General features: G+C 68.6%; 20 protein-coding genes. 17 read left to right on the forward strand and 3 right to left on the reverse strand.

All coding sequences use genetic code 11. The features are described 5' to 3' along the window. Positions 1–256: 256 nt before the first annotated feature. The gene (locus BJ970_RS26240; RefSeq protein ID WP_184728672.1) at positions 257–1,489 is read left to right on the forward strand and encodes a PAS domain S-box protein; all 1,233 of its coding nucleotides are present in this window, start codon (positions 257–259) and stop codon (positions 1,487–1,489) included. Between the two features lie 8 nt (positions 1,490–1,497). On the opposite strand, the gene BJ970_RS26245 is transcribed toward BJ970_RS26240, so the two are convergent. Beyond that, complete coding sequence (locus BJ970_RS26245) at positions 1,498–2,856, reverse strand: dihydrolipoyl dehydrogenase family protein (protein ID WP_184728673.1); 1,359 nt, start codon at positions 2,854–2,856, stop codon at positions 1,498–1,500. Between the two features lie 519 nt (positions 2,857–3,375). On the opposite strand from BJ970_RS26245, the gene BJ970_RS26250 reads away from it, so the two are divergent. From BJ970_RS26250 to BJ970_RS26260, 3 genes are all read left to right on the forward strand, one after another. Beyond that, positions 3,376–5,253, forward strand: a complete 1,878-nt coding sequence (locus BJ970_RS26250; RefSeq protein WP_184728674.1) for a 2-oxoacid:acceptor oxidoreductase subunit alpha — start codon at positions 3,376–3,378, stop codon at positions 5,251–5,253. After that, entirely contained in the window at positions 5,250–6,311 is a 1,062-nt protein-coding gene (locus BJ970_RS26255; RefSeq protein WP_184728675.1) for a 2-oxoacid:ferredoxin oxidoreductase subunit beta, read from the forward strand. The genes BJ970_RS26250 and BJ970_RS26255 overlap by 4 nt, the downstream gene beginning before the upstream one ends. A gap of 158 nt (positions 6,312–6,469) precedes the next feature. Then, positions 6,470–6,943 (forward strand): Imm1 family immunity protein, encoded by a 474-nt coding sequence (locus BJ970_RS26260; protein WP_184728676.1) that lies wholly within the window; start codon positions 6,470–6,472, stop codon positions 6,941–6,943. A gap of 137 nt (positions 6,944–7,080) precedes the next feature. Here the strand turns inward: BJ970_RS26260 and BJ970_RS26265 are convergent, their stop codons facing one another. After that, positions 7,081–7,365 carry a DUF397 domain-containing protein gene (locus tag BJ970_RS26265; protein ID WP_184728677.1) on the reverse strand — a complete coding sequence of 95 codons (285 nt, stop codon included), beginning with the start codon at positions 7,363–7,365 and terminating at the stop codon, positions 7,081–7,083. A 16-nt stretch (positions 7,366–7,381) separates the two neighbouring features. Beyond that, complete coding sequence (locus tag BJ970_RS26270; protein WP_184728678.1) at positions 7,382–8,239, reverse strand: helix-turn-helix domain-containing protein; 858 nt, start codon at positions 8,237–8,239, stop codon at positions 7,382–7,384. Positions 8,240–8,480: 241 nt separating this feature from the next. On the opposite strand from BJ970_RS26270, the gene BJ970_RS26275 reads away from it, so the two are divergent. The 13 genes from BJ970_RS26275 to BJ970_RS26335 all read left to right on the forward strand — a co-directional run bounded on the left by BJ970_RS26275 (position 8,481) and on the right by BJ970_RS26335 (position 23,193). After that, positions 8,481–8,690 carry a hypothetical protein gene (locus BJ970_RS26275; RefSeq protein WP_184728679.1) on the forward strand — a complete coding sequence of 70 codons (210 nt, stop codon included), beginning with the start codon at positions 8,481–8,483 and terminating at the stop codon, positions 8,688–8,690. A 209-nt stretch (positions 8,691–8,899) separates the two neighbouring features. Then, positions 8,900–10,111: a cytochrome P450 gene (locus BJ970_RS26280; RefSeq protein WP_184728680.1), complete on the forward strand. Its 1,212-nt coding sequence runs from the start codon at positions 8,900–8,902 to the stop codon at positions 10,109–10,111. Between the two features lie 136 nt (positions 10,112–10,247). Then, complete coding sequence (locus BJ970_RS26285) at positions 10,248–10,988, forward strand: polysaccharide deacetylase family protein (RefSeq protein WP_184728681.1); 741 nt, start codon at positions 10,248–10,250, stop codon at positions 10,986–10,988. A gap of 231 nt (positions 10,989–11,219) precedes the next feature. Then, positions 11,220–12,566 (forward strand): nucleotide sugar dehydrogenase, encoded by a 1,347-nt coding sequence (locus BJ970_RS26290; protein ID WP_184728682.1) that lies wholly within the window; start codon positions 11,220–11,222, stop codon positions 12,564–12,566. A 14-nt stretch (positions 12,567–12,580) separates the two neighbouring features. Next, positions 12,581–13,897, forward strand: a complete 1,317-nt coding sequence (locus tag BJ970_RS26295; RefSeq protein WP_184728683.1) for a carboxylate--amine ligase — start codon at positions 12,581–12,583, stop codon at positions 13,895–13,897. Further along, positions 13,894–15,117 carry an NAD(P)-binding domain-containing protein gene (locus BJ970_RS26300; RefSeq protein ID WP_184728684.1) on the forward strand — a complete coding sequence of 408 codons (1,224 nt, stop codon included), beginning with the start codon at positions 13,894–13,896 and terminating at the stop codon, positions 15,115–15,117. Before BJ970_RS26295 ends, BJ970_RS26300 begins: the two co-directional genes overlap by 4 nt. Further along, on the forward strand, positions 15,114–16,562 hold the full coding sequence (locus tag BJ970_RS39645; RefSeq protein ID WP_312864414.1) for a sugar transferase: 1,449 nt from the start codon (positions 15,114–15,116) through the stop codon (positions 16,560–16,562). The genes BJ970_RS26300 and BJ970_RS39645 overlap by 4 nt, the downstream gene beginning before the upstream one ends. 25 nt (positions 16,563–16,587) lie before the next feature. Continuing rightward, positions 16,588–17,700 carry a glycosyltransferase gene (locus BJ970_RS26310; RefSeq protein ID WP_184729372.1) on the forward strand — a complete coding sequence of 371 codons (1,113 nt, stop codon included), beginning with the start codon at positions 16,588–16,590 and terminating at the stop codon, positions 17,698–17,700. Beyond that, positions 17,700–18,674 carry an NAD-dependent epimerase/dehydratase family protein gene (locus BJ970_RS26315; protein ID WP_184728685.1) on the forward strand — a complete coding sequence of 325 codons (975 nt, stop codon included), beginning with the start codon at positions 17,700–17,702 and terminating at the stop codon, positions 18,672–18,674. Before BJ970_RS26310 ends, BJ970_RS26315 begins: the two co-directional genes overlap by 1 nt. 14 nt (positions 18,675–18,688) lie before the next feature. Then, the gene (locus BJ970_RS26320) at positions 18,689–19,900 is read left to right on the forward strand and encodes a glycosyl hydrolase family 18 protein (RefSeq protein WP_184728686.1); all 1,212 of its coding nucleotides are present in this window, start codon (positions 18,689–18,691) and stop codon (positions 19,898–19,900) included. Between the two features lie 25 nt (positions 19,901–19,925). Next, positions 19,926–21,290, forward strand: a complete 1,365-nt coding sequence (locus BJ970_RS26325) for a glycosyltransferase family 2 protein (RefSeq protein WP_184728687.1) — start codon at positions 19,926–19,928, stop codon at positions 21,288–21,290. A 95-nt stretch (positions 21,291–21,385) separates the two neighbouring features. After that, on the forward strand, positions 21,386–22,072 hold the full coding sequence (locus tag BJ970_RS26330; RefSeq protein ID WP_221468246.1) for a response regulator transcription factor: 687 nt from the start codon (positions 21,386–21,388) through the stop codon (positions 22,070–22,072). Next, positions 22,069–23,193, forward strand: coding sequence for a glycosyltransferase (locus BJ970_RS26335; protein WP_184728689.1), 1,125 nt, complete (start codon positions 22,069–22,071; stop codon positions 23,191–23,193). The genes BJ970_RS26330 and BJ970_RS26335 overlap by 4 nt, the downstream gene beginning before the upstream one ends. Positions 23,194–23,397 lie beyond the last annotated feature (204 nt).

Here is a 23,397-nt window from a genome sequence, read left to right on the forward strand (position 1 = left end):
GAGCTGTTCAACTCGCGGTTGCTGCCCGCGCAGGTCGCCTGCGCCGACGACGACATGTTCGCCGACCCCGACCAGGCAGCGGAATCGGTACAAACGGCACGAAATCCGCGAGTTCGGGTTAGCGGCACGACGACCTCAAGGCGTCTCCGGCGGTGCCGGACCAACTGCCGGTGATGAACCGCAGCGACGCCTGACGAGCGCGGACCGTCACCGCACCGCTGCGTCTTGCTGCCCGGCCCGCTATGGTTCGGTTCTCATGTCTCCCTCGGAGCCGAACTTCGCGGCCGGCGTGCCGTGGCAGCGCGTCTTCGACCAGGCGTCGGCTGCGTTGGCCGTCCTCGACTTGCAGGGCCGTTACCTGTACGTCAACGAGGCCATGTGCCGCTTGCTCGGTTACCGGCGGGAGGAACTGGAGGGCCTGGACTACCGGAAGGTCACGCACCCCGAGGACATCGATCAGGAAGGGCCGGTCGAGTCCCCGGAGCCCCTGGAGAAGCGCTACATCCGCTCCGACGGCAGCGTCATCTGGGCGTTGGTGGCGCGGTCATTCATCCGGGACAGCCACGGCCGGGCGGTCTACTTCCTGTCCCAGATCCAGGACATCACGCGGCGCCGGGAGGCCGAGCTGCTGTGGCAGCGCAGCTTCGCCAACGCGCCGATCGGCATGGCGGTGCTGGACCTCAAGGGCGCGTGGACAGCGGTCAACGACACCCTCTGCGACACGCTTGGTTACACGCGCGAGGAACTGCTCTCGATGTCGTTCACCGATGTCACCTACGAGGACGACGAAGAACAGGGCATGGCCGCGCTCGCCGACCTCGTCGCGGGCGAGGTGGACAGCACTAGCGTGGAGAAGCGCTACCGGCACAAAGAGGGCCATCCGATCTGGATGCTGATCCGGGCGACAACGGTGCCGGGTGCCGACGGGACACCGGCGTACGTGGTCAGCCAGTACGAGGACATCGGCGAGCAGCGCCTGGTGGACGCCCACCTCGCGCACCTCGCGCTGCACGACCCGCTGACCGGGCTGGCGAACCGGGCCCTGCTCGCCGACCGCCTCGACCACGGGCTGCAGCAGCTCGCTCGCGGGGACGGTGTGCTCGCGGTGGTGCTGGCCGACCTCGACCAGCTCAAGCCGGTCAACGACCGCTACGGCCATGCGCTGGGTGACCAGCTGTTGATCGCCACGGCCCAGGAGTTGCAGCTGGCGGTGCGGGCCGGCGACACGGTCGCCCGCATCGGCGGCGACGAGTTCGTCGTGGTCAGCCTGCTTCCGGACGAGGACGCCGCGCAGGCGCTGCGGGACCGGGTCGAGCAGCATCTGAACACCAAGGTGACCGTGCAAGGCGTCCAGATCGGGCTGGGCGCCAGCGTCGGCTGCGCCACGACCTCGGATCCGTCGATCGCGCCGGACATGCTGCTGCACGCCGCCGACCGCGACATGTACGTCAGCAAGCGGAGCCGCCGCGAGGGTCGCGGCGGGCGCTGACCGCCCGGTCAAGCGTCGAGTTCATCCAGGGCCGCCTCAATGGCCCGGTGGAACGTCGGGTAGGCGAAGATCATTTCGCGCAGGCGCCGCACCGGGACCTCGGCGTGCACGGCGACGGCAAGCGCCCCGAGCACCTCGCCGCCCGCCGGTGCGACCACGGTGGCGCCGATCAGGACGCCGCGACGGGCGTCGGCCACGAGCTTGATGATCCCCTCGTTGCCGACCTTGTGGATCCAGCCGCGCGTCGACGACGGCAAGGGGGTGGTCGCGGTGCGAACCTGGATGTCACGCTGCCGGGCTCGGGACTCGGTGAGCCCGACGGTGGCGACCTCGGGATCGGTGAAGATGACCGAGGGCATCGCGCGGTAGTCGGCGACTTCGGTGCCCTGCCCGAGGATGTCGGCCGCCGCGATCCGTGCCTGGTACATCGACGTGTGGGTGAAGGCCCCGTGGCCGGTGACGTCCCCGATCGCCCAAACGCCGTCGGCGGCCCGCATCCGATCGTCGACCGGGATGGTCCTGGCCCCCTCGTCCAGCCCGACGGCCGCGACTCCCAGGGCGCGCAGGTCGGTGCGGCGTCCGGTAGCCACGAGCAGGCGTTCGGCGGTCAGCACATCGCCGGTCTCCAGCTGCGCCTGGAACTGTTCATCGTGCTTGACCCGGTTGACGGCGCAGCCGGTGTGGGCCTCGATGCCCTCGGCGCGCAGCGCCGCGGTGACCACCTCGGATGCCTCCGGCTCGGCCACCGCCAGCAGCCGGGGCTGCATCTCCAGCACCGTTACGGCGGTGCCGAACCGGGCGAAGACCTGCGCGAACTCCAGTCCGACCGGGCCGCCGCCGAGCACCAGCAGCGACTTCGGCGCCTGGGTCGCGGGCACCGCGTCGCGGTTGGTCCAGTACGGGGTGTCGGCGAGGCCGTCGATCGACGGGACCACCGGATCGGTGCCGGGGTTGAGCACGATGGCGCGGCGGGCCCGGAACACCTGGCCGTCGACGGTGACTTCGCCGGGCGCGGTGATCCGGCCGACGCCGCGCACCAGCCGGCCGCCGGTGTCTTCGAAGCGGCGCACCGCGATCTCGTCGTTCCACCCGGTGGTGGCCTCATCCCGGATCCGGTTCGCGACCGGTGTCCAGTCCGGCCGCACGGTCGTCTGCCCGGCGAGTTCGGGCACCCTGCGCGCCTCGCCCAGGGCATCGGCGGCCCGCACCATCATCTTGGTCGGGACGCAGGCGAAGTACGGGCATTCGCCGCCGACCAGCCGCGATTCGACCGCGATCACGGCCAGGCCTACATTCGCCAGCCGGCCTGCCAGATCCTCGCCGCCCGGACCCATGCCGATGACTACGACGTCGGCCTCTTCGGTCACCACACCCACCCCGCTTCCGTGCTCGGTGTAGGTTCCAAGCGCAACACCACGGGCCGGGCTGCGCACCTCGGCAGGCGGTTCCGCCGGCTGTTGATTTCACCGGAAATCACCCCGTTCGATTTCCACTGAAATCGCCGTCTGGGGCACTGTCCATATAGGACTCCTGCCCGGGGTGGTTAGTCCGTTGGTGTGAGCCGAGGGTGTAGCGGCCGAAGCATCGACCGTTCCCTGGGACGCTGTCCCGCATCGCGGGAAACTCAAATTAGTGTCACATATCACACAATCTTCGCGGCCGGATGGTGGGCGCCGCGATCCGTTGTTATAGCTGGTATTCCGGGTACGTCGAGATGGGGGTCGTGGCCCCGTGGTTAGATGTGAAACTTGGTCGTTCCCATAAGTGGCGTGCGGTCACGTGCGGAAGACCACAGTGCAAGCTCCGGCTGTGATCGGAATAAAGGGCGGGGCTGTATCGTTCGCCACGGGATGGACGTTGCCTGCAGGTGAAAGGGAACGGGTCAATTGAGTACGACGAACGGGCACCGGTCGAACGGAACCCGGAAGCTGAACCGCGTGGTGATCCGGTTCGCCGGCGACTCCGGCGATGGGATGCAGCTGACCGGCGACCGGTTCACCTCGGAGGCGGCGGCCTTCGGGAACGACCTGGCGACACTGCCGAACTTCCCGGCCGAGATCCGGGCTCCCGCCGGGACCCTGCCCGGCGTGTCCAGCTTCCAGCTGCATTTCGCCGACTACGACATCCTCACCCCCGGCGACCGGCCGGACGTGCTGGTGGCGATGAACCCGGCGGCGCTGAAGGCGAACATCGGGGACCTGCCGCACGGCGGCATGCTGATCGTCAACACCGATGAGTTCACCAAGCGCAACCTCGCGAAGGTCGGCTACGACTCGAACCCGCTGGAAAGCGGCGAGCTGGAGCCCTACGCCGTGCACCACGTCGCGATGGCCACCCTCACCCAGGGCGCGCTCGAAGGCACCGGCCTGGGCAAGAAAGACGCCGAGCGCTGCAAGAACATGTTCGCCCTCGGCCTGCTGTCGTGGATGTACCACCGGCCTACCGAGGGCACCGAACGGTTCCTGCGCGAGAAGTTCGGCAAGAAGCCGGACATCGCCGCGGCCAACATCCTGGCATTCCGGGCGGGCTGGAACTACGGCGAAACCACCGAGGCGTTCGCGGTCACCTACGAGGTCGCGCCCGCCAAGCTGCCCGCCGGGAACTACCGGCAGATCACCGGCAATACCGCGCTCGCCTACGGCATCGTCGCCGCTGGTCAGCGCAGCGGGCTCCCGGTGTTCCTCGGGACCTACCCGATCACGCCCGCCTCGGACGTGCTGCACGAGTTGGCCAAGCACAAGAACTTCGGCGTGACGACCTTCCAGGCCGAAGACGAGATCGCGGGCGTCGGTGCGGCGCTGGGCGCCTCCTTCGGCGGGGCGCTTGGCGTGACGACCACGTCCGGCCCGGGGCTGGCGCTGAAGTCGGAGACCATCGGCCTGGCAGTGACGCTGGAACTGCCGCTGCTGGTGTGCGACATCCAGCGCGGCGGGCCGTCGACCGGGCTGCCGACCAAGACCGAACAAGCCGACCTGTTGCAGGCGCTCTACGGCCGCAACGGCGAGTCGCCGGTGCCGGTGATCGCGCCGTGCTCCCCGGCCGACTGTTTCGACGCGGCCCTGGATGCGGCGCGGATCGCGCTGACCTACCGGACCCCCGTCCTGCTGCTGTCCGACGGCGCGATCGCCAACGGTTCCGAACCGTGGCTGATCCCGCCGGTCGATCAGCTGCCCGACCTGCGGGTCCAGTTCGCCACCGAGCCCAACTCCCCGGACGGCTCCGGGGAGTTCTGGCCCTACGTGCGTGACCCGGAGACGCTGGCCCGCGAGTGGGCCGTGCCGGGCACGCCGGGCCTGGAGCACCGCGTCGGCGGGCTGGAGAAGGCCGACGGCAAGGGCAACATCTCCTACGATCCGGACAACCACGACAAGATGGTGCGGATCCGCCAGGACAAGGTCGACGGGGTGCGGGTCCCGGACATCACGGTCGACGACCCCGGCGGCGACGCCCGCGTGCTGGTGCTCGGCTGGGGCTCGTCCTACGGGCCGATCGGGGCCGCCTGCCGACGGGTGCGCAGCAACGGCATGTCGATCGCGCAGGCGCACCTGCGCCACCTCAACCCGATGCCGGGCAACCTTGGTGACGTGCTGCGCGGCTACGACAAGGTGATCGTCCCGGAGATGAACCTCGGCCAGCTGGCGATGCTGTTGCGCGCCCGCTACCTGGTCGACGTGCAGTCCTACACCAAGGTGGCCGGACTGCCGTTCCGCGCAGAGGAGCTGCAGAACGTGCTGACAGATGTCGTGCAGGGGGTGTCCGCGTGACCGCCACCGAGCTGGGAATGCCGGGGCTCGGCGGGTTGGCCGGCGTGCCGACCACCGACGAGCCGCAGAAGTCGAAAGACTTCAAGTCCGACCAAGAAGTTCGCTGGTGCCCGGGGTGCGGCGACTACGTGGTGCTCAACGCGGTGCAGAGCTTCCTGCCGTCGCTGGGGCTCAAGCGGGAGAACATCGTGTTCATCTCGGGCATCGGGTGCTCGTCCCGGTTCCCGTACTACATGAACACCTACGGGATGCACTCCATCCACGGTCGCGCACCGGCGATCGCCACCGGCCTTGCCACCAGCCGGCCGGACCTGTCGGTGTGGGTGGTGACCGGTGATGGCGACGCGCTGTCCATCGGCGGCAACCACCTCATCCACGCCCTGCGCCGCAACGTGAACCTGAAGATCCTGCTGTTCAACAACCGGATCTACGGGCTGACCAAGGGCCAGTACTCGCCGACCAGCGAGGTCGGCAAGGTCACCAAGTCGACCCCGGTAGGCTCGCTCGACCACCCGTTCAACCCGGTGTCGCTGGCGCTGGGCGCGGAGGCGTCGTTCGTGTCGCGTGTGATCGACTCGGACCGCGCGAGCGTGACGGAGACGCTGAAGGCCGCCGCGGAGCACCGGGGCAGCGCGCTGGTGGAGATCTACCAGAACTGCCCGATCTTCAACGACGGCGCGTTCGACGTCCTCAAGGACAACGACGAGAAGCAGCGCCGGATCGTCGCGCTGCGCCACGGCGAGCCCATCGTCTTCGGCCCGGAGGACGATCGACGCGCGGTGGTCAGCACCCCAGACGGCTTCCGCATCCAGAAACTGTCCGAAGTGGACGAGAGCGACGTGGTGGTGCACGACATCACCCGGGAAGACCCGTCTTACGCCTTTGCCCTGTCCCGGTTGGGTGGGCAAGACCTGAGCCCAGCCGTAACGGGCATCTTCCGGGCAACGTCGCGCCCGACCTACGACGACCTGGCCCGCGCCCAGGTCGCGGAAGCGCAGCAGGCGAAGCCCGCGAACCTCCAGGCCCTGCTGACCGGCAACGACACCTGGACGATCTGACCCGGTGATTCACTAGGCCACCCAGAGCCCGGGAGCCATCCAGCATGCGGTGCTGACGGTGGAGGAAGCACAGCAGGCACTTGGCACTGCGACGCGGGGCAGTAGCATCCGAGGGCTACGCGGGCAGGCTGTAACGCCTGCCCGAAGGGGGCAACGGCGTGTCCGACTCGATGGCGGGTCTACGGGCTAGCGTCCGCACATATCTATCGGGCGGCCGCACTCTCGAAGCGGGGACGCCGGACGCAGTTGAGGACTTCGTTGCGTCGCTCGCCGAGGCAAGCGCCGATGATGCCTACATCGAGCACATGGGGCGCCCGCGCCAGATCGACCCCGACGAGGGCGACGAGGTCGGGGACCACGTGCTGTACTTGGCGGTCCGCGACTGCTGGGGGTACATACGCTACCTAGGTCCGGTCGCCGGACACCCCGAGATCACCGATGCGATGGTGCCGGTTGGGGACCCGAAGTCGCCGATGACTCACGGAACGTTCAACGTGGACTATCTTCCGACGACCGGCGTCTCGTTGCCCCTCCTCAAGCGGGCGTTGAAGGAGTTCATCGAGACCGCCGAGCTTCCGACCTGCCTCACCTGGGCAAAGGAATCCGAGGTAGAGAACAACGAGCGTGCGTGAGCCCATTTCGATCTCCTGAACCTCGCTGCACGATCGAGCGCGGTGCCTCTGCGCCGCCGCTCGATCATGCGCCGCCGGGGCTTGCCCCCGCCGCCTGACGCCCGAGCCCAGCTCACGGGTGGGTAACTAAATGTGGCTCATCTATGACTGCCCAAAAGACTCGCCGGCCCGTGACCGGCTGGGAGTGCGGCCGGTTGGGCGGCGGCGGGTTGCTGCGGCCGATCGAAGATGCCGGACTTGAGCTTGTTGATGAAGCCGTTCCATAACTCGCGGTCGAACGCGAGGATCGGACCGTGGCTGCGGTGCTTGGAGTCTCGTACACCGGTTGTGCCTGGTATCGAAGCAACCTCGACGCAGGCGTTCGCCTCGTTGCTGTTGGTGCTCTTGAACCAGTGGGCGCTGGTGAAGTCTGGCGCGGCCATGCCGTGACTCCTGTCTCTACTTCCAATGCTCATGCAGTTCCGTGATCCGCCGGACCGATGCCGCCGGGCTGAGCGCTCTTCCTTCAAGCCGCTCGAACGCCAGCGTATATACCTGGATCTCTGCGTCATCCTCCAAGTAGAGGCCGTCGTGCAGGTTCTCCAGATACACGCCCTGGACGTCGTCCGGGCCGGAAGTGATCAGGTGATACGCGCATCCGAGCCCAGGGTAGGCACCCGCGTCGATCGGCAGGATCTGGATGGTTACGTTCGGCAGTTCGTTCCGGGAGAGCAGGTGCCGCAGTTGATTTCGCATGACTTCGGGCCCACCGATCGGCAGGCGCAGCGCTGATTCGTGGACGATCGCGTGGTAGGTCAGCGGGTTGTCGGATGCGTTGAGCCGGGCCTGACGTTCCTGGCGAAGTTGACGACGCTCGTTCAGCAGTTCTTCGTGCGAACCCTTGACGGCTTCTCGGAGGATCGCCTCGTAATACCCGGCAGTTTGCAGAAGTCCGGGCACCAGGTGGATCTCGAAGGATTGCAGGCGCCTGGCTATTTCCTCGGCTTCGAGGTAATCCTCGAAGCCGAGGCGAACCGCGTCGGGTGTGTAGGTGTTCCACCAGCCGGGCTCGATCGATGCTGTTGCCAATCGGACCAGGCGGTCGCGTTCTGCGTCCTCGATACCGAGCACTGTGCCGATGGCGATGATCTCGGCGGGTCCCGCAATCGTGTCGGCGCGTTCGAAGCGGCTGAGTTTGGGTACCGACCAGTTCAGCGGTTTGGCTACTTCTTCCTGCGTCGCGCCCTTCGATCTACGCCAATCACGCAACGTCCGAGCAACTCGTCTCTGTCGGACGTTCGCGACGTTCTGGGACACCCGACACCTCCGTTGGCACCCGATTGCCGATGATCAGCCGGTACGCCTTGCGGAGCCTACCGTGCGTCCGTTCGGCGGATCGTGTGAACAAGGCTCCTGATCGTGTGCGCCTCCTTGCCTCAGTGAAAATTATCGCTGACGATAGTTTTCATGATCGTCGGTGTGTGCCACACCGACGAAGATTGCATGAAATACCTTTAGTACTAACCAAATCCGTAGTACGTAGAAGAAAGGTCGGGGCATGAGTGGGTTGCGGGTTGCTGCTTGGGGCAGGATCGAGGACTGTTCGATGAACTACGCGGTCTTCGGCGACGAGGTGGAGTTCCGCGTAGGTGGGCAGTTGGAGGGGATGGACATCGTCTTCACCGAACGGAGCTTGGAAAGGCTTCTGACGCAAGGCGAACAGGCCGTCCGCGAGCTTCGTGCCGGTCTAGGGCACGGGGGCGGGTGACTACGGCTGCGGCGTCGTGAGTGCGGTTCGTGGTGGGCCGGGCGTCTCCGGTAACGCCCTGCGTTCACGACCTGAGTGGGGCACTGGATCGGGGGCTTCCGGAGGCGGGTGGAGCGCGCAGACGAGACGCTGGACGCCGTCTGTTGGCAACGATGCGGCGGCCAGTCCGGCCAGGGCTGGTCGGCCGCCTCGCGGAGGAGGAACCGCGCATGGGCGGTGCACACACGGCTCCGGATCGCCGCACCCACAGGTGGCCGGTCGATGATCTGGACGGGCTCGATTTCGACCCGCTGCTGTCGAGGCTGCTGGTCGAGGAACCGATCGCCCGGATTCGGCTCCGGTTCGGCGAGGGTGATGCCTGGTTGGTCACCCGGCACGCGGATGTCCGCGCGGTCGCCGCGGAGTCGAGATTCAGCCGTGCGGCCACCGTCGACCGGCCCGTGACTAGCATGACCCCGCACGTTGTGGGGCTGCCCGGGGGAATCGGGCGCACGGATCCTCCCGACCACAACAGGCTGCGGCGGCTGTTGGCGCAAAGCTTCACGCCGCGACGAGTGGCGGCGATACGGCCGCGCACGGAGCGGATCGCGGACGAATTGTTCCGGCGCATGCTGGCGCAAGGCCCGCCGGCGGACCTCGCCGGATCTTTCATTGGGCCACTGTCCACACAGGTCATCAGCGAGCTCATGGGCGTCCCGCGGGCGGACTGGCCCCGGATGCACCACTGGCGGCAGATCCTGCTGTCCAGCAACCATTCGCGGGCGGAGGCCGACGCGGTCAAGGCCGAGCTCCGCAAGTACTTCACCGACCTGGCCGAGCACCTGCGGAGCACACCCGGGGACGACGCGTTCAGCGCACTGGTCGCCGCACGGGAGGCCAGCGAACTGAGTCAGGCCGAGCTGATCTCCCTGGCCGTCATCCTCCAACTCAATGGCATGGACGCGGTCGGCAACAACAGCTCGAACATGATCTACGCGTTGCTCACCCACCCCGAGCAACGCGCGCGGCTGCGGGATGAGTCGCTGGTGCGGCAGGCCGTCGAAGAGCTGTTCCGGTACGTGCCGCACCGCAACGGCGTCGGTCTGCCACGCATCGCCATGGACGACATCCGCATCGGCGACGTGACCATTGCAACGGGCGAGGCGGTGTACGTCTCCTATCTAGCGGCCAACCGCGACCCGGAGTTCTTCACCGATCCGCACCGGCTGGACCTGGGCCGCGGCGATAACCCACACCTGGCGTTCGGGCACGGGACCCACTTCTGCGCAGGAGCGGCACTGGCCAGGATGGAGGCGCAGGTCGTGATCTCCAGCTTGCTGCGGCAGTTCCCGCGACTGCGCCTGGCGTGCCAACCGGCTGAGATGAGCTGGCGGCGCGGCACGATCAACCGCGGCCCCGAGTCCTTGCCGGTCACCTGGTGACCGGGCGCGGCGCTGTCGCGAGCGAGAAACGCGGTTCGTGCCGTTGCGGTAGCGGGACTACCGCAACGGTTTGATCCGGGTGTGGCGCCGGTTGCCTACAGTGGCGTGATCTGCTGCCTAGGAAAGCGGCGTTGCCATGACGCAGACCGTGAGTAAGTGGGCCTGGAACGACACCGGACGCCCGTTTCCGTACGTCTTGATGTACCACTCGGTCGCGGTCTACCGCAGCGACCCGTACCTGGTGACCGTCGACCCGCGCCGGTTCGACCGGCAGCTGGCCTGGCTGCGCCGCAATGGGCTGCGCGGGGTGTCCATGCGCGAGCTGATGCAGGCGCGCCGAGTCGGCGACGCGCGCGGCTTGGTCGGGTTGACCTTCGACGACGGCTACGCCGACTTCGTCCACAACGTCCAGCCCGCGCTGCTGCGCCACGGGTGCACCGCGACCGTCTTCGTGATCGCTGGGCGCATGGGTGGGCACAACGTCTGGGACGCCGATGGTCCGCGCAAGCGCTTGATGACCGCCGATGAGGTCCGCGAGGTCTCCGGAGCGGGCCTGGAGGTCGGTTCGCACGGAATGCTGCACCAGCAGATGTCCTATTTGGACGATGAGGAACTCCTCAGCGAGGTGGCCGAGAGCCGGGAGTCGCTGCGCGAGATCACCGGTGCGGACATCGGCGGTTTTTGCTACCCGTACGGCGATGTCGACCTGCGGGTGATGAACACCGTTGAGGCGGCCGGATACGACTACGCCTGCGCCATCTGGCGTTCCCCGCTGTCCGGTCGGCACGCCCTGCCGCGCACCTACGTCGGTGATCGGGACGGCTCGCTGCGGCTGCTGGCCAAGCGCCTGCGGCACGAGCTGACGATCAAGCGCTAGCGACAGGTTCGGCTCGGGTAACGAGACGCAGATTTCGTGCGAAAAAGCCAGAATCCCGTGGGGTGGCGCTTGATTTCGCGCGAAATCGCCCGCATCGCAACGGACGACCCCCGCCGCGCAACCGCAAGTCTCCTCAAGTTTCGGTAATCGCGCTCCCCCTGCTGTGGGAGAACTCGCCGGTAACTGGATGCGAGGGTTTCTCCAGTAGCACGGCGAACTGGGGGAGGAACCGTGACCGAACACCCGCTGGCGTTGGCGGTCAACGGCCGGGAGCGGCTGTTGGCGGACCGGCTGATCGCGTTCGAACCGAGGGAACCCGAGCGCACCGATTCGGTGGTAGTCGTCGGGTTGGGCTACGTCGGGTTGCCCACCGCATGCGCGCTCCGGTCGCCGACGGCGCAAGTCACCGGCTTCGACATCAGCGAGGACCGGTTGCGGGCCATCAAGACCGGCGAGGTGGACCTGCCCGAGCTGGAGCGCAAGGCGCTGTCGGCCTCGTTGGCCGCCGGAGACCTGCAATTGTCCTGCGACCCCTCGGTGCTCGGCGGCGCGGACGCGGTGATCGTCTGCGTGCCCACGCCGGTCGACACCGCGCACGAGCCAGACCTGGCGGCGCTGCGGGCGGCGTGCGAGACCGTGGTGTCGTTCGCGCGTCGCGGTCAAGTGATCATCCTGACGTCGACGACGTTCGTCGGCACCACTCGGCAACTGCTGGTCGAACCGCTGGCCGAGCGGGGCCTTCGGGTGGGCACCGACGTGCACGTGGCGTTCAGCCCGGAGCGCATCGATCCCGGGAATTTCGACCACGTGCAACGGGAAACCCCGCGGGTGGTCGGGGGCGCCACGCAGCGGTGCGCCGAGCGCGCCGCCGAGGTCGTCCGGCGGATGACCGATTCGGTGTACCTGGTGAGCTCGCCGGAGGTCGCCGAGCTGACCAAGCTCTACGAGAACATCTTCCGCGCGGTGAACCTGGCGCTGGCCAACGAGATCGCCGACGCCTGCGCGGTGCTGGACCTGGACCCGATCGAGGTGACCATCGCGGCCGGGACCAAGCCGTACGGGTTCCTGGGCAGCTTCCCCGGGCCCGGAGTCGGCGGGCACTGCATCCCGTGCGACCCGTACTACCTGCTGTGGCAGCTGGGTCGGCAGGGCCTTTCGGTGCCGGTCATCGAGCAGGCGATGCAGTCGATAGACCAGCGGCCCGGCCGGGTGGTGCAGCGGGTGGTGGAGATGCTCGGTGAGGCGGTTCTCGACCACTCCGGTGCGCGGGTGCTGATCGCCGGGGTCAGCTACAAGGCAGGCGTGCGTGACCTGCGTGAGTCCCCGGCACTGCCGATCCTGGCGGGGCTGCGGCGGCTCGGCATCGACGTGCATTACTACGATCCGCTGCTGCCCGAGATCACGCTGGCCGACGGCACTGCGCTGACCGGCGAGCAGTCGCCGCGCGGCCGGGACTGGGACGTCACGGTGCTGCACACCCTGCACCCCGGCATCGACTACAGCTGGGCGCGGGATTGCCCGCGGGTGCTCGACGCGACCTACCAGTTCGACGCCGTGCCGCACCGGCGCGTGCTGTGAGGGGCAGGGCGCTGATGCTCCCCTTCGACACGACCACCCCCGCGGTGGTGTTCAAGCTTGACGCGAACGTCCTGCACCACGGCGGGCTCGGCGTGATCCGCAGCCTCGGCCGGGTCGGTGTGCCGGTGTACGCGGTGCACGAGGATTCCCTGGCTCCGGCGGCGCATTCCCGTTACGTGCGCGGCCGCTGGCTGTGGAGCCCGGACCCGACCGAGAACGGCTTGATCCTGGAGGGACTGGCGCAGCTCGCCAAGCGGATCGGGCGTCCGTCGGTGCTGATCCCCACCGACGACGCCGCCGCGATCTTCCTTGCCGAGCACGGTGGCGCGCTGGCGAGCTACTTCCGGTTCGCGCAACCGCCTCGGGACCTGCCGCGCCAGGTGGCCGGAAAGTACTCGATGCACGAGCTGTGCCGCCAGCTCGATGTGCCATCCGCGGAGGCGACACTGATCGGCGCGTGGGACCAGGCGCTGGACTTCGCCGACAAGGTGGGATTTCCGCTGGTGGCGAAGCTCTCCGCGCCGTGGCTACCGCGGAAGGGAAAGCTCCGCAGCACCATGATCGTCGGCAATGCCGACGAACTCGTCGAGGTCTACCAGCGCTGCGGGCCCGCCGCTGTCGGCGGACTGATGCTGCAGGAGTACATCCCCGGCGGGCGCGGCCACGACTGGTTCTTCCACGGCTACTGCGACGCCGCATCGGTGTGCCGCCCGGCCTTCACCGGCGTCAAGGAGCGCTCCTATCCGGCGCACGCCGGACTGACCAGCCTGGGGCGCTGCGAGGACAACGACGAGCTATTGCGGGAAGCCACGACGTTGCTGGAAAAGCTTGCGTTCAGCGGCATCGTGGACCTGGATTTCCGGTGGGACGCCCGCGACGGGCGCTACAAGCTGCTGGACTTCAACCCGCGACTGGGCGCCCAGTTCCGGCTGTTCCGCGACAGCGCCGGCATGGACGTCGCACTCGCGTCCTACCTGGATCTCACCGGGCAGCAGATCCGGGCCGGTCGGCAACCAGTCGGCCGGCGGTTCCTGGTGGAGAACTACGACCCGATCTCGGCGCTGCGGTACTGGCGGCGCCGTGAGCTCGGGCTGCGGTCGTGGCTGGCATCGGTGCGGCGGGTGGACGAGGTCGCCTGGTTCGCTCGCGACGATCTGCTGCCGTTCGTCCTGATGTGCACCTGGATGGTCTGCCGCGCGGTGGCCCGGCCGTGGCGTCGCCGCATCCGCCATCCGGAGCTGGCCGAACCCCAGTACGTCCCGGGACGTAACCACGACTCGGGGAATCCGACCAGACGCCGCCGGGAGCGGCTGTTCGAGGAGTACAGATGAGCGATCTTGTCGATGTGGCCATCGTCGGAGCCGGGCCTTACGGCCTGTCGCTGGCGGCGCACCTGCGCCGGGCCGGCCTGTCCTACCGGCAGTTCGGGCTGCCGATGAACCTGTGGCGCGCCCACATGCCGCGCGGCATGTACCTGAAGTCGCAGGGTTTCGCCTCCAACCTGTCCGACCCGGACGGCACCCACACACTGCGCAACTTCTGCCTGGAGGCCGGGCGCCGCTACGCGGACTATGGCGTGCCGGTGTCGCTGGAGAACTTCGTCGAGTACGGCGAGTGGTTCCAGCAGGGCCGCGGTCTGGAGGTGGAGGAGCTACTGGTCGCCGACATCCAGCAGCGGCCGGGTCGGTTCCAGCTGACGCTGAGCGACGGACAGCACGTCGATGCGAGCCAGGTCGTGGTCGTGGTCGGCGTCGAGTTCTTCGCGCGGGTTCCGGGAATGCTGTCGGACCTGCCCGCCGAGCTTTGCACGCACAGCTCGGTGCACGACGACCTGAGCGGCTTCGACGGACAGGACGTCATCGTCGTGGGCGCTGGTCAGTCGGCGTTGGAGACGGCGGCACTGCTGCACGAGAACGGCGCCAACGCGCGGCTGGTGGCGCGTGCGCCGAGGGTGGCGTGGAACGGGAAACCGCTGCTGCCGGATCGCCCGCTGTGGCACCGGATGCGCGAGCCGGAGGCCGGCCTGGGTTCGGGGTTGTCCACCTGGTTCTATTCCGAGCAGCCGAAGCTGTTCCGGCACCTGCCGAGGTCGGTGCGGGTGGACCGGGCACGCACCGCGCTGGGCCCGGCCGGGGGCTGGTGGCTGCGGGAGCGCGTCGAAGGCCGCCTCCCGGTGCACGTCGGGCACCGGCTGGAGTGGGCCAAGGCCACCGGCGAGCAGGTGCGGCTGGGGGTCCGCGTCGGCGGCGAGATCCGGGAGTTCACCGCGGACCACATCATCAGCGCCACCGGCTACCCGCCGGACCTCAGCCGGCTGCCGATGCTGTCGCACCGGCTGCGGTCGGCGATCCACACGATCGACGGAACACCGCGCGTCGGCCGAGATTTCGAATCGTCGGTGCCGGGGCTGTACTTCGCGGGGCCGCTGGTGGCGCCGAGCCACGGACCGGTCATGCGGTTCGTCTACGGCGCCGACTACGCGGTGCGGATGATGACCAAACGGCTCACCGCGACCACGGCGAGACCGGTTGTCGTCGGAAGTGCGGGGTGAGCGTGACCGACCCCGCCGTGGCACCGTCGTGGCCGCTCGCGGCGAGCCACGCGCGGCCGCGGGGCCGGCGGCAGGTTCGGGGCTGGTTGCTGCCCGCGGTCGACATCGCGGTGCTGGCGCTGCTGATCCCGCTCACCGGCGCGGCTTGGCTGCTGGGAGCGGGTTACGCGCTAGCGGCGTTGGCGGTGCTCGCCGCGCAGGGCCAGCACCGGTTGCGGATCTGCCTGCGGGTGTCGGACCAACTGCCGCAGCTCGCGATCGCGGCCGGTGCACCGCTGGTGGTGCTGCTGCCGTGGTTCTCCGGCGGCGCCCTGTTCATGCTGGGTGTCTGGGGAGCGGTCGGCTTGCTCGTGGCCCGCGCCGGCCTGTACTCGGCGCTGCGGGCCGGATACCGGCGCCGGATCCTGAACGAGCCGACGTTGATCCTCGGAACCGGCTCGTTGGCCGGGGAGATCGCCGACATGGCGACCGAGCGTCCCGAGTTCGGATTGCGGCCGCAGTCGCTCGGTCGTGCGGACGAGCTGGCGAAAGTCGTTGCCGCGCAAGGCATCACGCGGGTGCTCGTCTGCGCCGACGGTGGCCGCGATGCGGATCTGGTCGCGGTGATCCGCGCTTGCCGCCCGCTGGCCGCGGACGTGTGCGTCGTGCCTCGGCTGCACGAACTGGGCATGGCGCTGCCGCGCGCCAGCATGGACGAGCTCTGGGGCGTACCGCTGATCCCGTTGCGCCGCTTCGGCCACAGCCGGGCGGGCGCGCTGGTCAAACGCGCCGTCGACATTGTCCTCAGTGGACTGATGCTGGTGGTGCTCGGGCCGTTGCTGGCGTTGTTGGCCGCGATGGTCGGGCTGAGCGGCCGGGGCCGGACGTTCTTCCGCCAGCCACGGGTAACGCGCGCCGGGCGGACCAGCGACGTCATCAAGCTGCGCAGCGTCAAGACCGAATTCGAGGTCGACGGGGACCTCGGCCGGTGCTGGGCGGTGACCGCCGACCAGTGCACGGCGCTCGGGCGGTGGCTGCGCCGCACACACCTGGATGAGCTGCCGCAGCTGATCAACGTGCTGCGCGGCGAGATGTCGCTGGTGGGGCCGCGCCCGGAACGGCCGTACTACGCGATGCGCTTCGGGCGGGAGATCCCGCGCTACGCCGACCGGCACCGGATTCCCGGCGGCATGACCGGCTGGGCGCAGGTGCAGGGTCTGCACGGCGACACGTCCATCCCGGACCGGGCACGGTTCGACAACCAGTACATCGAGTACTGGTCGCCGTGGTGGGACGTGGTGATCGTGGCCCGGACGGTCGCGATCGTGATCCGGGCCGTCGCGCTGATCGGAGTCCGGCCACAACGCCGGGCAGGGGGAAAGTCGACGGCCGCCCCACCTGTGCCCGGCATCGGCCAACCGGCGTCAGCTCACCACATACGCATCACCCACCGCTACCAAGGATGACCGCGAAACCTCGAAGGGGACGATGATGAAGGTTCTGCACGTGATCACCGGGCTGGGCGTCGGCGGGGCCGAGCTGCAGCTGCGGTCGATTCTGCAGCACACCAGGCACGAGGCCGATGTGGTCTCGCTGTACAACCCTGGCGACGTGGCCCAGATGATCACCGGCGACGGAGTGCGGGTGCGCGATCTGGGCATGACCCGCAACACCCAGGTCGGCACCGTGCTGCGGCTGCGCGACGTGATCCGCGACGGCGGCTACGACGTGGTGCACACCCACCTGTACCGGGCGTGCGTGTACGGACGGCTCGCGGCCCGGCTGGCCGGTACCAAGGTGGTGGTCTCCACCGAGCATTCCATCGGCGAAACCCACCTGGAACGCCGCCGCATGACGCTCGGCGTTCGCGCCCTCTACCTCGGCACCGACTTGTGCTCGGACGCCACGATCGCAGTGTCGGAAACCGTTGCCGAACGGCTGCGGAACTGGGGCATGGCCGCCCGAAAGATCACCGTCATCCCCAACGGTGTCGACTTCGGCCGGGTCGAGTTCGACCCCGCCGAGCGCGCCAGGGTGCGCCGCGAGCACGGGATCGGTGAAGACGCCTACGTGGTCGGCGTGCTCGGGCGGCTGGACCCGAACAAGCGGTTCAACCTGGTGATCGACGCGATGGTGCCGCTGCTGGGTCAGCAGACCAAACTGCTGATCGTCGGCGACGGTGCGGACCGGGCGCGGCTGGAGGTGCTGGCCCGCGAGCACGGCGTGGCCGAGCACGTGATCTTCGCCGGCGAGCGGCACGACGTCGCCGCCATGCTGTCCGCCCTGGACCTGTTCATCGCCTCTTCCGAGCAGGAGACCTTCGGCCTCTCGGTGCTGGAAGCGATGGCCAACGGGATCCCGGTCCTCTACACCACCTGCCCGGCCCTGATCGGCATCGACACCGACCGGGCTCGCCAGATTCCCGGCCATGCCGAGCTGATGCGCGCGGAGATCGCCGCCGAGATCATGGCCGCTCGGCCCCGTGCCGACGAGCCCGCGATCCGGCAGGCCTACGGCATTGAGGCCGTCACCGACCGCATCGACGATCTGTACACGCGACTGTGGCAGCGGCGCGGCGGCGCCGTTGCGGTGGGGAGGCCGTGATGCGCGCATTGGTCACCGGCGCGGCCGGTTTCATCGGATCTCACCTGGTCGAGCGGCTGCTCGCGGACGGCCACCAGGTGATCGGGCTCGACGACCTGAGTACCGGGCGGACCGAAAACCTCCCGATCGGCGATCCGAACCTGCGGTTCGTGACGGGCACCATTCTGGACGGGTCCGTGGTGGACGAGGTGATGGCCGATGCCGACGTGGTGTTCCACCTGGCCGCCGCGGTCGGCGCGTTCGTCATCCAGGAGCGGACCTTGCAAGGCATGCTGACCAACATCCACGGCACCGAGAACGTGCTGGATGCCGCGCTGCGGCACGACGCGCGGGTGCTGGTCGCCTCCACCAGCGAGGTCTACGGCAAGAACACCAAGATCGGGCTCGCCGAGGGCGACGACCGGATCATCGGCTCGCCGCTGAAATCGCGCTGGACCTATGCCGAGGCAAAGTCCATCGACGAGAGCATCACCTACTGCTACGTCCGGGAGCTCGGGCTCAAAGCGGTGATCGTGCGGCTGTTCAACACGGTCGGGCCGCGGCAGAGCGGCCGGTACGGCATGGTCATCCCGCGGCTGGTCGGACAGGCGTTGCAGGGGCGACCGCTGACGATTTTCGGCACCGGCAAGCAGATCCGCTGCTTCTGCCACGTCGCGGACGTGGTGCCGGCGCTGGTACGGCTGGCGCTGCTGGACACGGCGCAGGGCATGGCGGTCAACCTCGGCAGCACCGAGCAGGTGTCCATCGAGGAACTTGCGGCCCGGATCATCGCGATGACCGGCTCACGCAGCGGCACGATCCAAGTGCCTTACGAGGAGGCGTACGGGCCGGGCTACGAGGACATGCAGCGACGTGTCCCGGACTGCACCCGCGCGCGGGAGCTGGTCGACTTCCGCCCGGATCACTCGCTGGAGGACATCATCAGCGCCGTGATCGACGAACAGGTGCTAGCCGGAAAAGCCGTGACGGCCTGAGGCGGGGAGCAGGCATGCAGCAGAGCACCGAGACGAAGCGGCGGCGCATTGCATGGGCTCGGCCGGCGGCCCTCCGGTGGCGGCGCCGCCGCGAGAACCCGACGTCCACTTCGGACGATCCGGGGGGCACGCCCCGGGTCCGGACCTCGCGCCGATTCGGCGGTTCGTTGTGGTTTCTGGCGCTGATCGCACTGTCGGCGCTGCTGGTCACGTTGATGGTCATGCCCCGGGACACCGGGCCGGCGAAGCCCGGTTCGCTGATCGTCGCGTCGCTGCCGTTCTGGAACCTGGACAACGGCATGTCGATGGTGGTGCAGAACCAGCAGTCCGTCAACGAGGTCTCGCCCTGGATATACGGACTGGGCCGGGACAGCAGCCTGACCAACCAGTATCCGCCGGAGCAGACCGCGGAGATCGGCTGGCGGATCGAGCAACTGCGCGAGGCGGGCATTCCCATTGTCCCGTCACTGGCCAACATCACGGACGGAAAATGGGAGTACGAGCCGGTAGCCAGGATGCTGCACGACCCGGTCAAGCGGCACGACCACGTGGAGGAGATCGTCGAGCTGGTCAAGCGCGAGGACTACGCGGGCATCGATATCGACTACGAGAACCTGCGCGCCGGCGACCGGCAGGTGTTCACCGCCTTCGTCACGGAACTGGGCAAGGCCCTGGACGAGGAAGGTAAGACGCTGTCGGTGGCGGTGTTCGCGAAGACCTCGGACGCCGGGTACGACGAACGCAACGTGGCGCAGGATTACGCCGCGATCGGCCGGGCCGCCGACGAGGTCCGGCTGATGGGCTACGACTTCCACTGGGCCACCTCGCCGCCCGGCTCCATCGCGCCGATCACCTGGATCCGGGAAGTGCTGGACTACGCCAAAGCCCAGATCCCGCCGGAACGCGTCGTGCTCGGCGTGCCGCTTTACGGCTACGACTGGGTGGACGGCCACGGCACCGCACTGACCTGGTTGAAGGCGTTCCGGCTGGCGACCGAGCACCGGGCGAAGGTCAATTACGACCCGCCGACCCAGTCGCCGTGGTTCCGGTACACCGACGCGCACGGGCGCGAACACGAGGTGTGGTTCGAGAACACCGCCAGTTCCAAGGCGAAGTTCGAGGCGGCGCGCGGCTCTGGGATCCGCGGCGTCTACCTGTGGATGTACGGCTACGAAGACACCGACACGTGGCGGGAGCTGCAACAGAGCCTGCCGCTCGACGATTGAGCGGCGCGCGGATCCGGAGGGCGGGATGATTCCTTGGTGGGTGCTGGCCATCGCGGTGTTCGGCACTAACTTCACCTTGTGGGGGTTGATCGGGCTGATGCGCGTGCTCGACACCTCGACCCGGCGCTGGTGGCAGCGCCGCGGCAAGACGGCGCCGGCCGACCAGAGCGCCGTCAGCGGGCGGTATCGCCTGCTCACCGATCCGCCGAGGCGACCGGGGGTCGAGGACGTGGCGGTGCTGATGGCCGCGCACAACGAGGAAACCGTCATCGTCGACAGCATCCAGGCGATCACGGCCCTCGTGCCGCCGGAGAACGTGCACGTGGTCTCCGACGGCTCGACCGACCGCACGGTGGAACTCGCGCAAGGCTGCGGGGTCAACGTGATCAGCACCGCGCGCAACGTCGGCAAGGCGGGCGCGTTGCAGGAGGCGATCCGCCGATTCGACCTGGCCGGACGGTTCGAGGTCGTGATGCTGCTGGACGCCGACACGCACGTCGATCCGGGATATTTCCGGGCGGCGCTGCCGCTGTTCGAGGATCCCGACGTGGTCGCGGTGGCGGGCTGCGTCAAGACATCGTGGCAGGATCGCGCGCTCGGGCCGATCGGCAAGCTGGTGGCCTTCCACCGGCAGCGGATTTACACCATGACCCAGTACCTGCTGAAGTTCGGCCAGACCTGGCGGCGGGTCAACGCCACCCACATCGTGCCGGGCTTCGCCAGCATGTACCGCACCTCGGTGCTGCCGCACATCGAGGTCAACCCGCCCGGGCTGGTCATCGAGGACTTCAACATGACCTTCGAGGTCTACCAGAAGCGGCTCGGCAAGGTCGGTTTCACGCCGTCGGCCGTGGCCGCGACGCAGGACCCGGGCAACTTGAAGGACTACGTGAAGCAGTGCAAACGCTGGGCCCTGGGGCTGTGGCAGACGGTTCGGTTGCACCCGCCGCGGGTCAACCTGTTCAGCCTGATGCTGGCGTTGCTACTAATGGAGATGTTGACCAGCAGCGTGCTGTTGGTGCTGTTGCCGTTCGTAGCGGCAGTGCTCGTCGTGCCGGAGTTGTTCAGCGGAGTGCTGGCGGTGCCCGGGGTGAGCGAGGTCCATGCGTTCATCGCCGGGTTCGCGACACTGCCGAGCCTGCTGTTCGGCGTGCTCATCCCGGACCTGATGCTGACCTGCATCGTGGCACTGCTGCAGCGCCAGCCGCGCTTCCTGCTGTTCGGCTGCTTCTTCCTCATGCTGCGGGTGTTGGACGCGGCGGTCGCGCTGTATGCGATCCCAGGGGCCTGGCTGTCCAAGTCCTCGGGCCGCTGGCGCAGCCCGGGCCGACGGGCGATCGATCCGGTGACCAGCCCCGTTCCGCCGCCAGCGGACCTTTCGGCCAGTTGAACCCGAGGGGGCATCTCGTGCGGCCACGGGGTTCTGTTCTCGTGCATTTGAGGGAGGAGCAACCGGACGGATCGGTCCATGCTGGGTCGGTGGACATGGTGCGACTGCTCATGGTGGATGACCAGCTCATGCTTGCCGAGGCGCTCAGCGCCCGGCTGGCGGAGGTTCCGGACCTGTGGGTCGTGGGGCACTGTCCCACCAGCGACCCGCAACTGTTCGATGTGGTGAAGCGGTCCCGGCCGGACGTGATCACGCTCGACGTGGAAGCGGCCGGGACCGGCACCGGGCGGCTGGTGTGCCGCCTGCGGGAAATCCGGCCCACCGCGGGAATCGTGGTGCTGACCGGGGTCCGCGACGCCAGGCGGGCCGTCGAGGCCGCGCGGGCGGGCGCGGCGGCCTGGGTGCGCAAGGAGAGCAGCGTCGAGGACCTCACCGAGGTGCTGCATGGGGTGTGCCGCGGCCACAGCTGGTACCCGCCGGAACTGCTCGGCGCGGTGCTGCGCGAGTTGCGTGAGGACACCGTGCGGGCGGAGCAGCGCAACGGGCCGCTGGATGTGCTCAGCGACCGTGAGCGGGACGTGCTTTCCGGCATGGTCGCCGGCAAGCGCGGTGCCCAGATCGCCGAAGAGTTGCTGATCTCCACCGAAACAGTCCGCACCCACACCCGCAGCATCCTGGCCAAGCTCCGGGTGCACAGCCAGCTGGAGGCGGTCAGCGTGGCCCGCGCCGCCGGATTGGACGCGAACGAGGGCGCCGAGGCGGACGGGAACACCGAGCGATGAGCGCCCGGCCGTTGCGGGTGGCTACGGTGATCACCCGCCTGGAAGGCGGCGCCGGCGTGATGGCCCTACGCGGGGCGAAAGCACTGGATCCGGCGACGCACCAGGTCGCGGTGATCGCCGGCTCCGGCCAGCTGGTGGCCGACGCCGAGGCCGCCGGGCTGGAGGTGATTGTCGAGCCTGCGCTGCGTGCGCCCATTTCACCGGGTCACGACCTATTCGCCCTGCACAGGTTGACGGCGTTGCTGCACCGGCGCCGCTTCGACGTCGTGCACACCCACTGCGCGAAAGCCGGTGCAGTGGGCCGGATCGCGGCGCGGCGGACCGGTGTCGGCCGGATCGTGCACACCTACCACGGATTCCCGTTCCACGAGTTCCAGAGCGGGTTCCGGCGACGTGGTTACGTCGGGATCGAGCGTGGTCTCGGGCGGATCACCGATTTCGCATTGTGCGTGGGCAACGGGGTGGCGGTCGAGGCGCTGCGTCTCGGGCTGGTCCGCCCGGAACGGATCCGCACCATCGGGGTGGCCGTCGACCAGGACGCGCCCAGGCGTTCCAAGCGGGCCGGGCAGCTTGCGCGGCGGAAGCTGGGTTTGGCGCCGACGGACGTCGTGGTCGGTGCGGTCGGACGGTTGACCTACCAGAAGTCCCCGGAGGACTTCGTCTCCGCCTTGCGAGCCCTGGGCCGCCCCGGTGTGGTCGGGGTGTGGGTCGGCGGCGGGGAGCTGGCCGAGCGGATGCGCGCGCACATCGCCGCGAGCGGCGTCCGCGTGGTGCTGGCGGGTGAGCGCGATGACGTCGCCGAGCTGCTGCCCGCGTTCGACGTGTTCGCGCTGCCCAGCCGCTACGAGGGGCTGCCGTTGGCGATCGTCGAGGCCATGGTGTGCGGGGTGCCGGTGGTGGCCACCGCCGTCAACGCGGTCAGCGACGTGGTGGCCCCGGGTGAGACCGGGTTGCTGGTGCCGCCCCGGCGCCCCGAGTTGCTGGCCGCCTCGGTGGCGCACCTGCTGGATTCGCCCCACGTCGCCGAGCGGCTGGCCGCCACGGCCCGCGCCCGGGTGGACGGCCGCTACGGGGTCGCGGCGCTCGCTGATGCTCTTGTCGGAGCGTACGAGGGCCGATGACGGACGGTAGTGGGGTTACCGCAGGGACGGTACTTCCTCGTGCCTGGAGTCCGGTCGCGCTCCGCACGAGGAGTAGCCGCAGACACCTTCGGGGAATAGCTGCAACACAGCGCGCGGGCCATCCGATTTGCCGGGTAGCACAGACTGCTGCGGGGGAGAGGAGTCACGGTGCACACGATGACCGATTCGGCAAGACCGCCTGGA

This window comes from Saccharopolyspora phatthalungensis, assembly GCF_014203395.1.
Classification (GTDB): Bacteria; Actinomycetota; Actinomycetes; order Mycobacteriales; family Pseudonocardiaceae; genus Saccharopolyspora; species Saccharopolyspora phatthalungensis.

Coding starts and splice junctions, on each gene's coding strand:
- BJ970_RS26240 (WP_184728672.1), top strand. CDS start 257: ATGTCTCCCTCGGAGCCGAACTTCGCGGCCGGCGTGCCGTGGCAGCGC.
- BJ970_RS26265 (WP_184728677.1), bottom strand. CDS start 7,365: ATGGCCGCGCCAGACTTCACCAGCGCCCACTGGTTCAAGAGCACCAAC.
- BJ970_RS26275 (WP_184728679.1), top strand. CDS start 8,481: ATGAGTGGGTTGCGGGTTGCTGCTTGGGGCAGGATCGAGGACTGTTCG.
- BJ970_RS26280 (WP_184728680.1), top strand. CDS start 8,900: ATGGGCGGTGCACACACGGCTCCGGATCGCCGCACCCACAGGTGGCCG.
- BJ970_RS26285 (WP_184728681.1), top strand. CDS start 10,248: ATGACGCAGACCGTGAGTAAGTGGGCCTGGAACGACACCGGACGCCCG.
- BJ970_RS26295 (WP_184728683.1), top strand. CDS start 12,581: ATGCTCCCCTTCGACACGACCACCCCCGCGGTGGTGTTCAAGCTTGAC.
- BJ970_RS26300 (WP_184728684.1), top strand. CDS start 13,894: ATGAGCGATCTTGTCGATGTGGCCATCGTCGGAGCCGGGCCTTACGGC.
- BJ970_RS26310 (WP_184729372.1), top strand. CDS start 16,588: ATGAAGGTTCTGCACGTGATCACCGGGCTGGGCGTCGGCGGGGCCGAG.
- BJ970_RS26315 (WP_184728685.1), top strand. CDS start 17,700: ATGCGCGCATTGGTCACCGGCGCGGCCGGTTTCATCGGATCTCACCTG.
- BJ970_RS26320 (WP_184728686.1), top strand. CDS start 18,689: ATGCAGCAGAGCACCGAGACGAAGCGGCGGCGCATTGCATGGGCTCGG.
- BJ970_RS26325 (WP_184728687.1), top strand. CDS start 19,926: ATGATTCCTTGGTGGGTGCTGGCCATCGCGGTGTTCGGCACTAACTTC.
- BJ970_RS26330 (WP_221468246.1), top strand. CDS start 21,386: ATGGTGCGACTGCTCATGGTGGATGACCAGCTCATGCTTGCCGAGGCG.
- BJ970_RS26335 (WP_184728689.1), top strand. CDS start 22,069: ATGAGCGCCCGGCCGTTGCGGGTGGCTACGGTGATCACCCGCCTGGAA.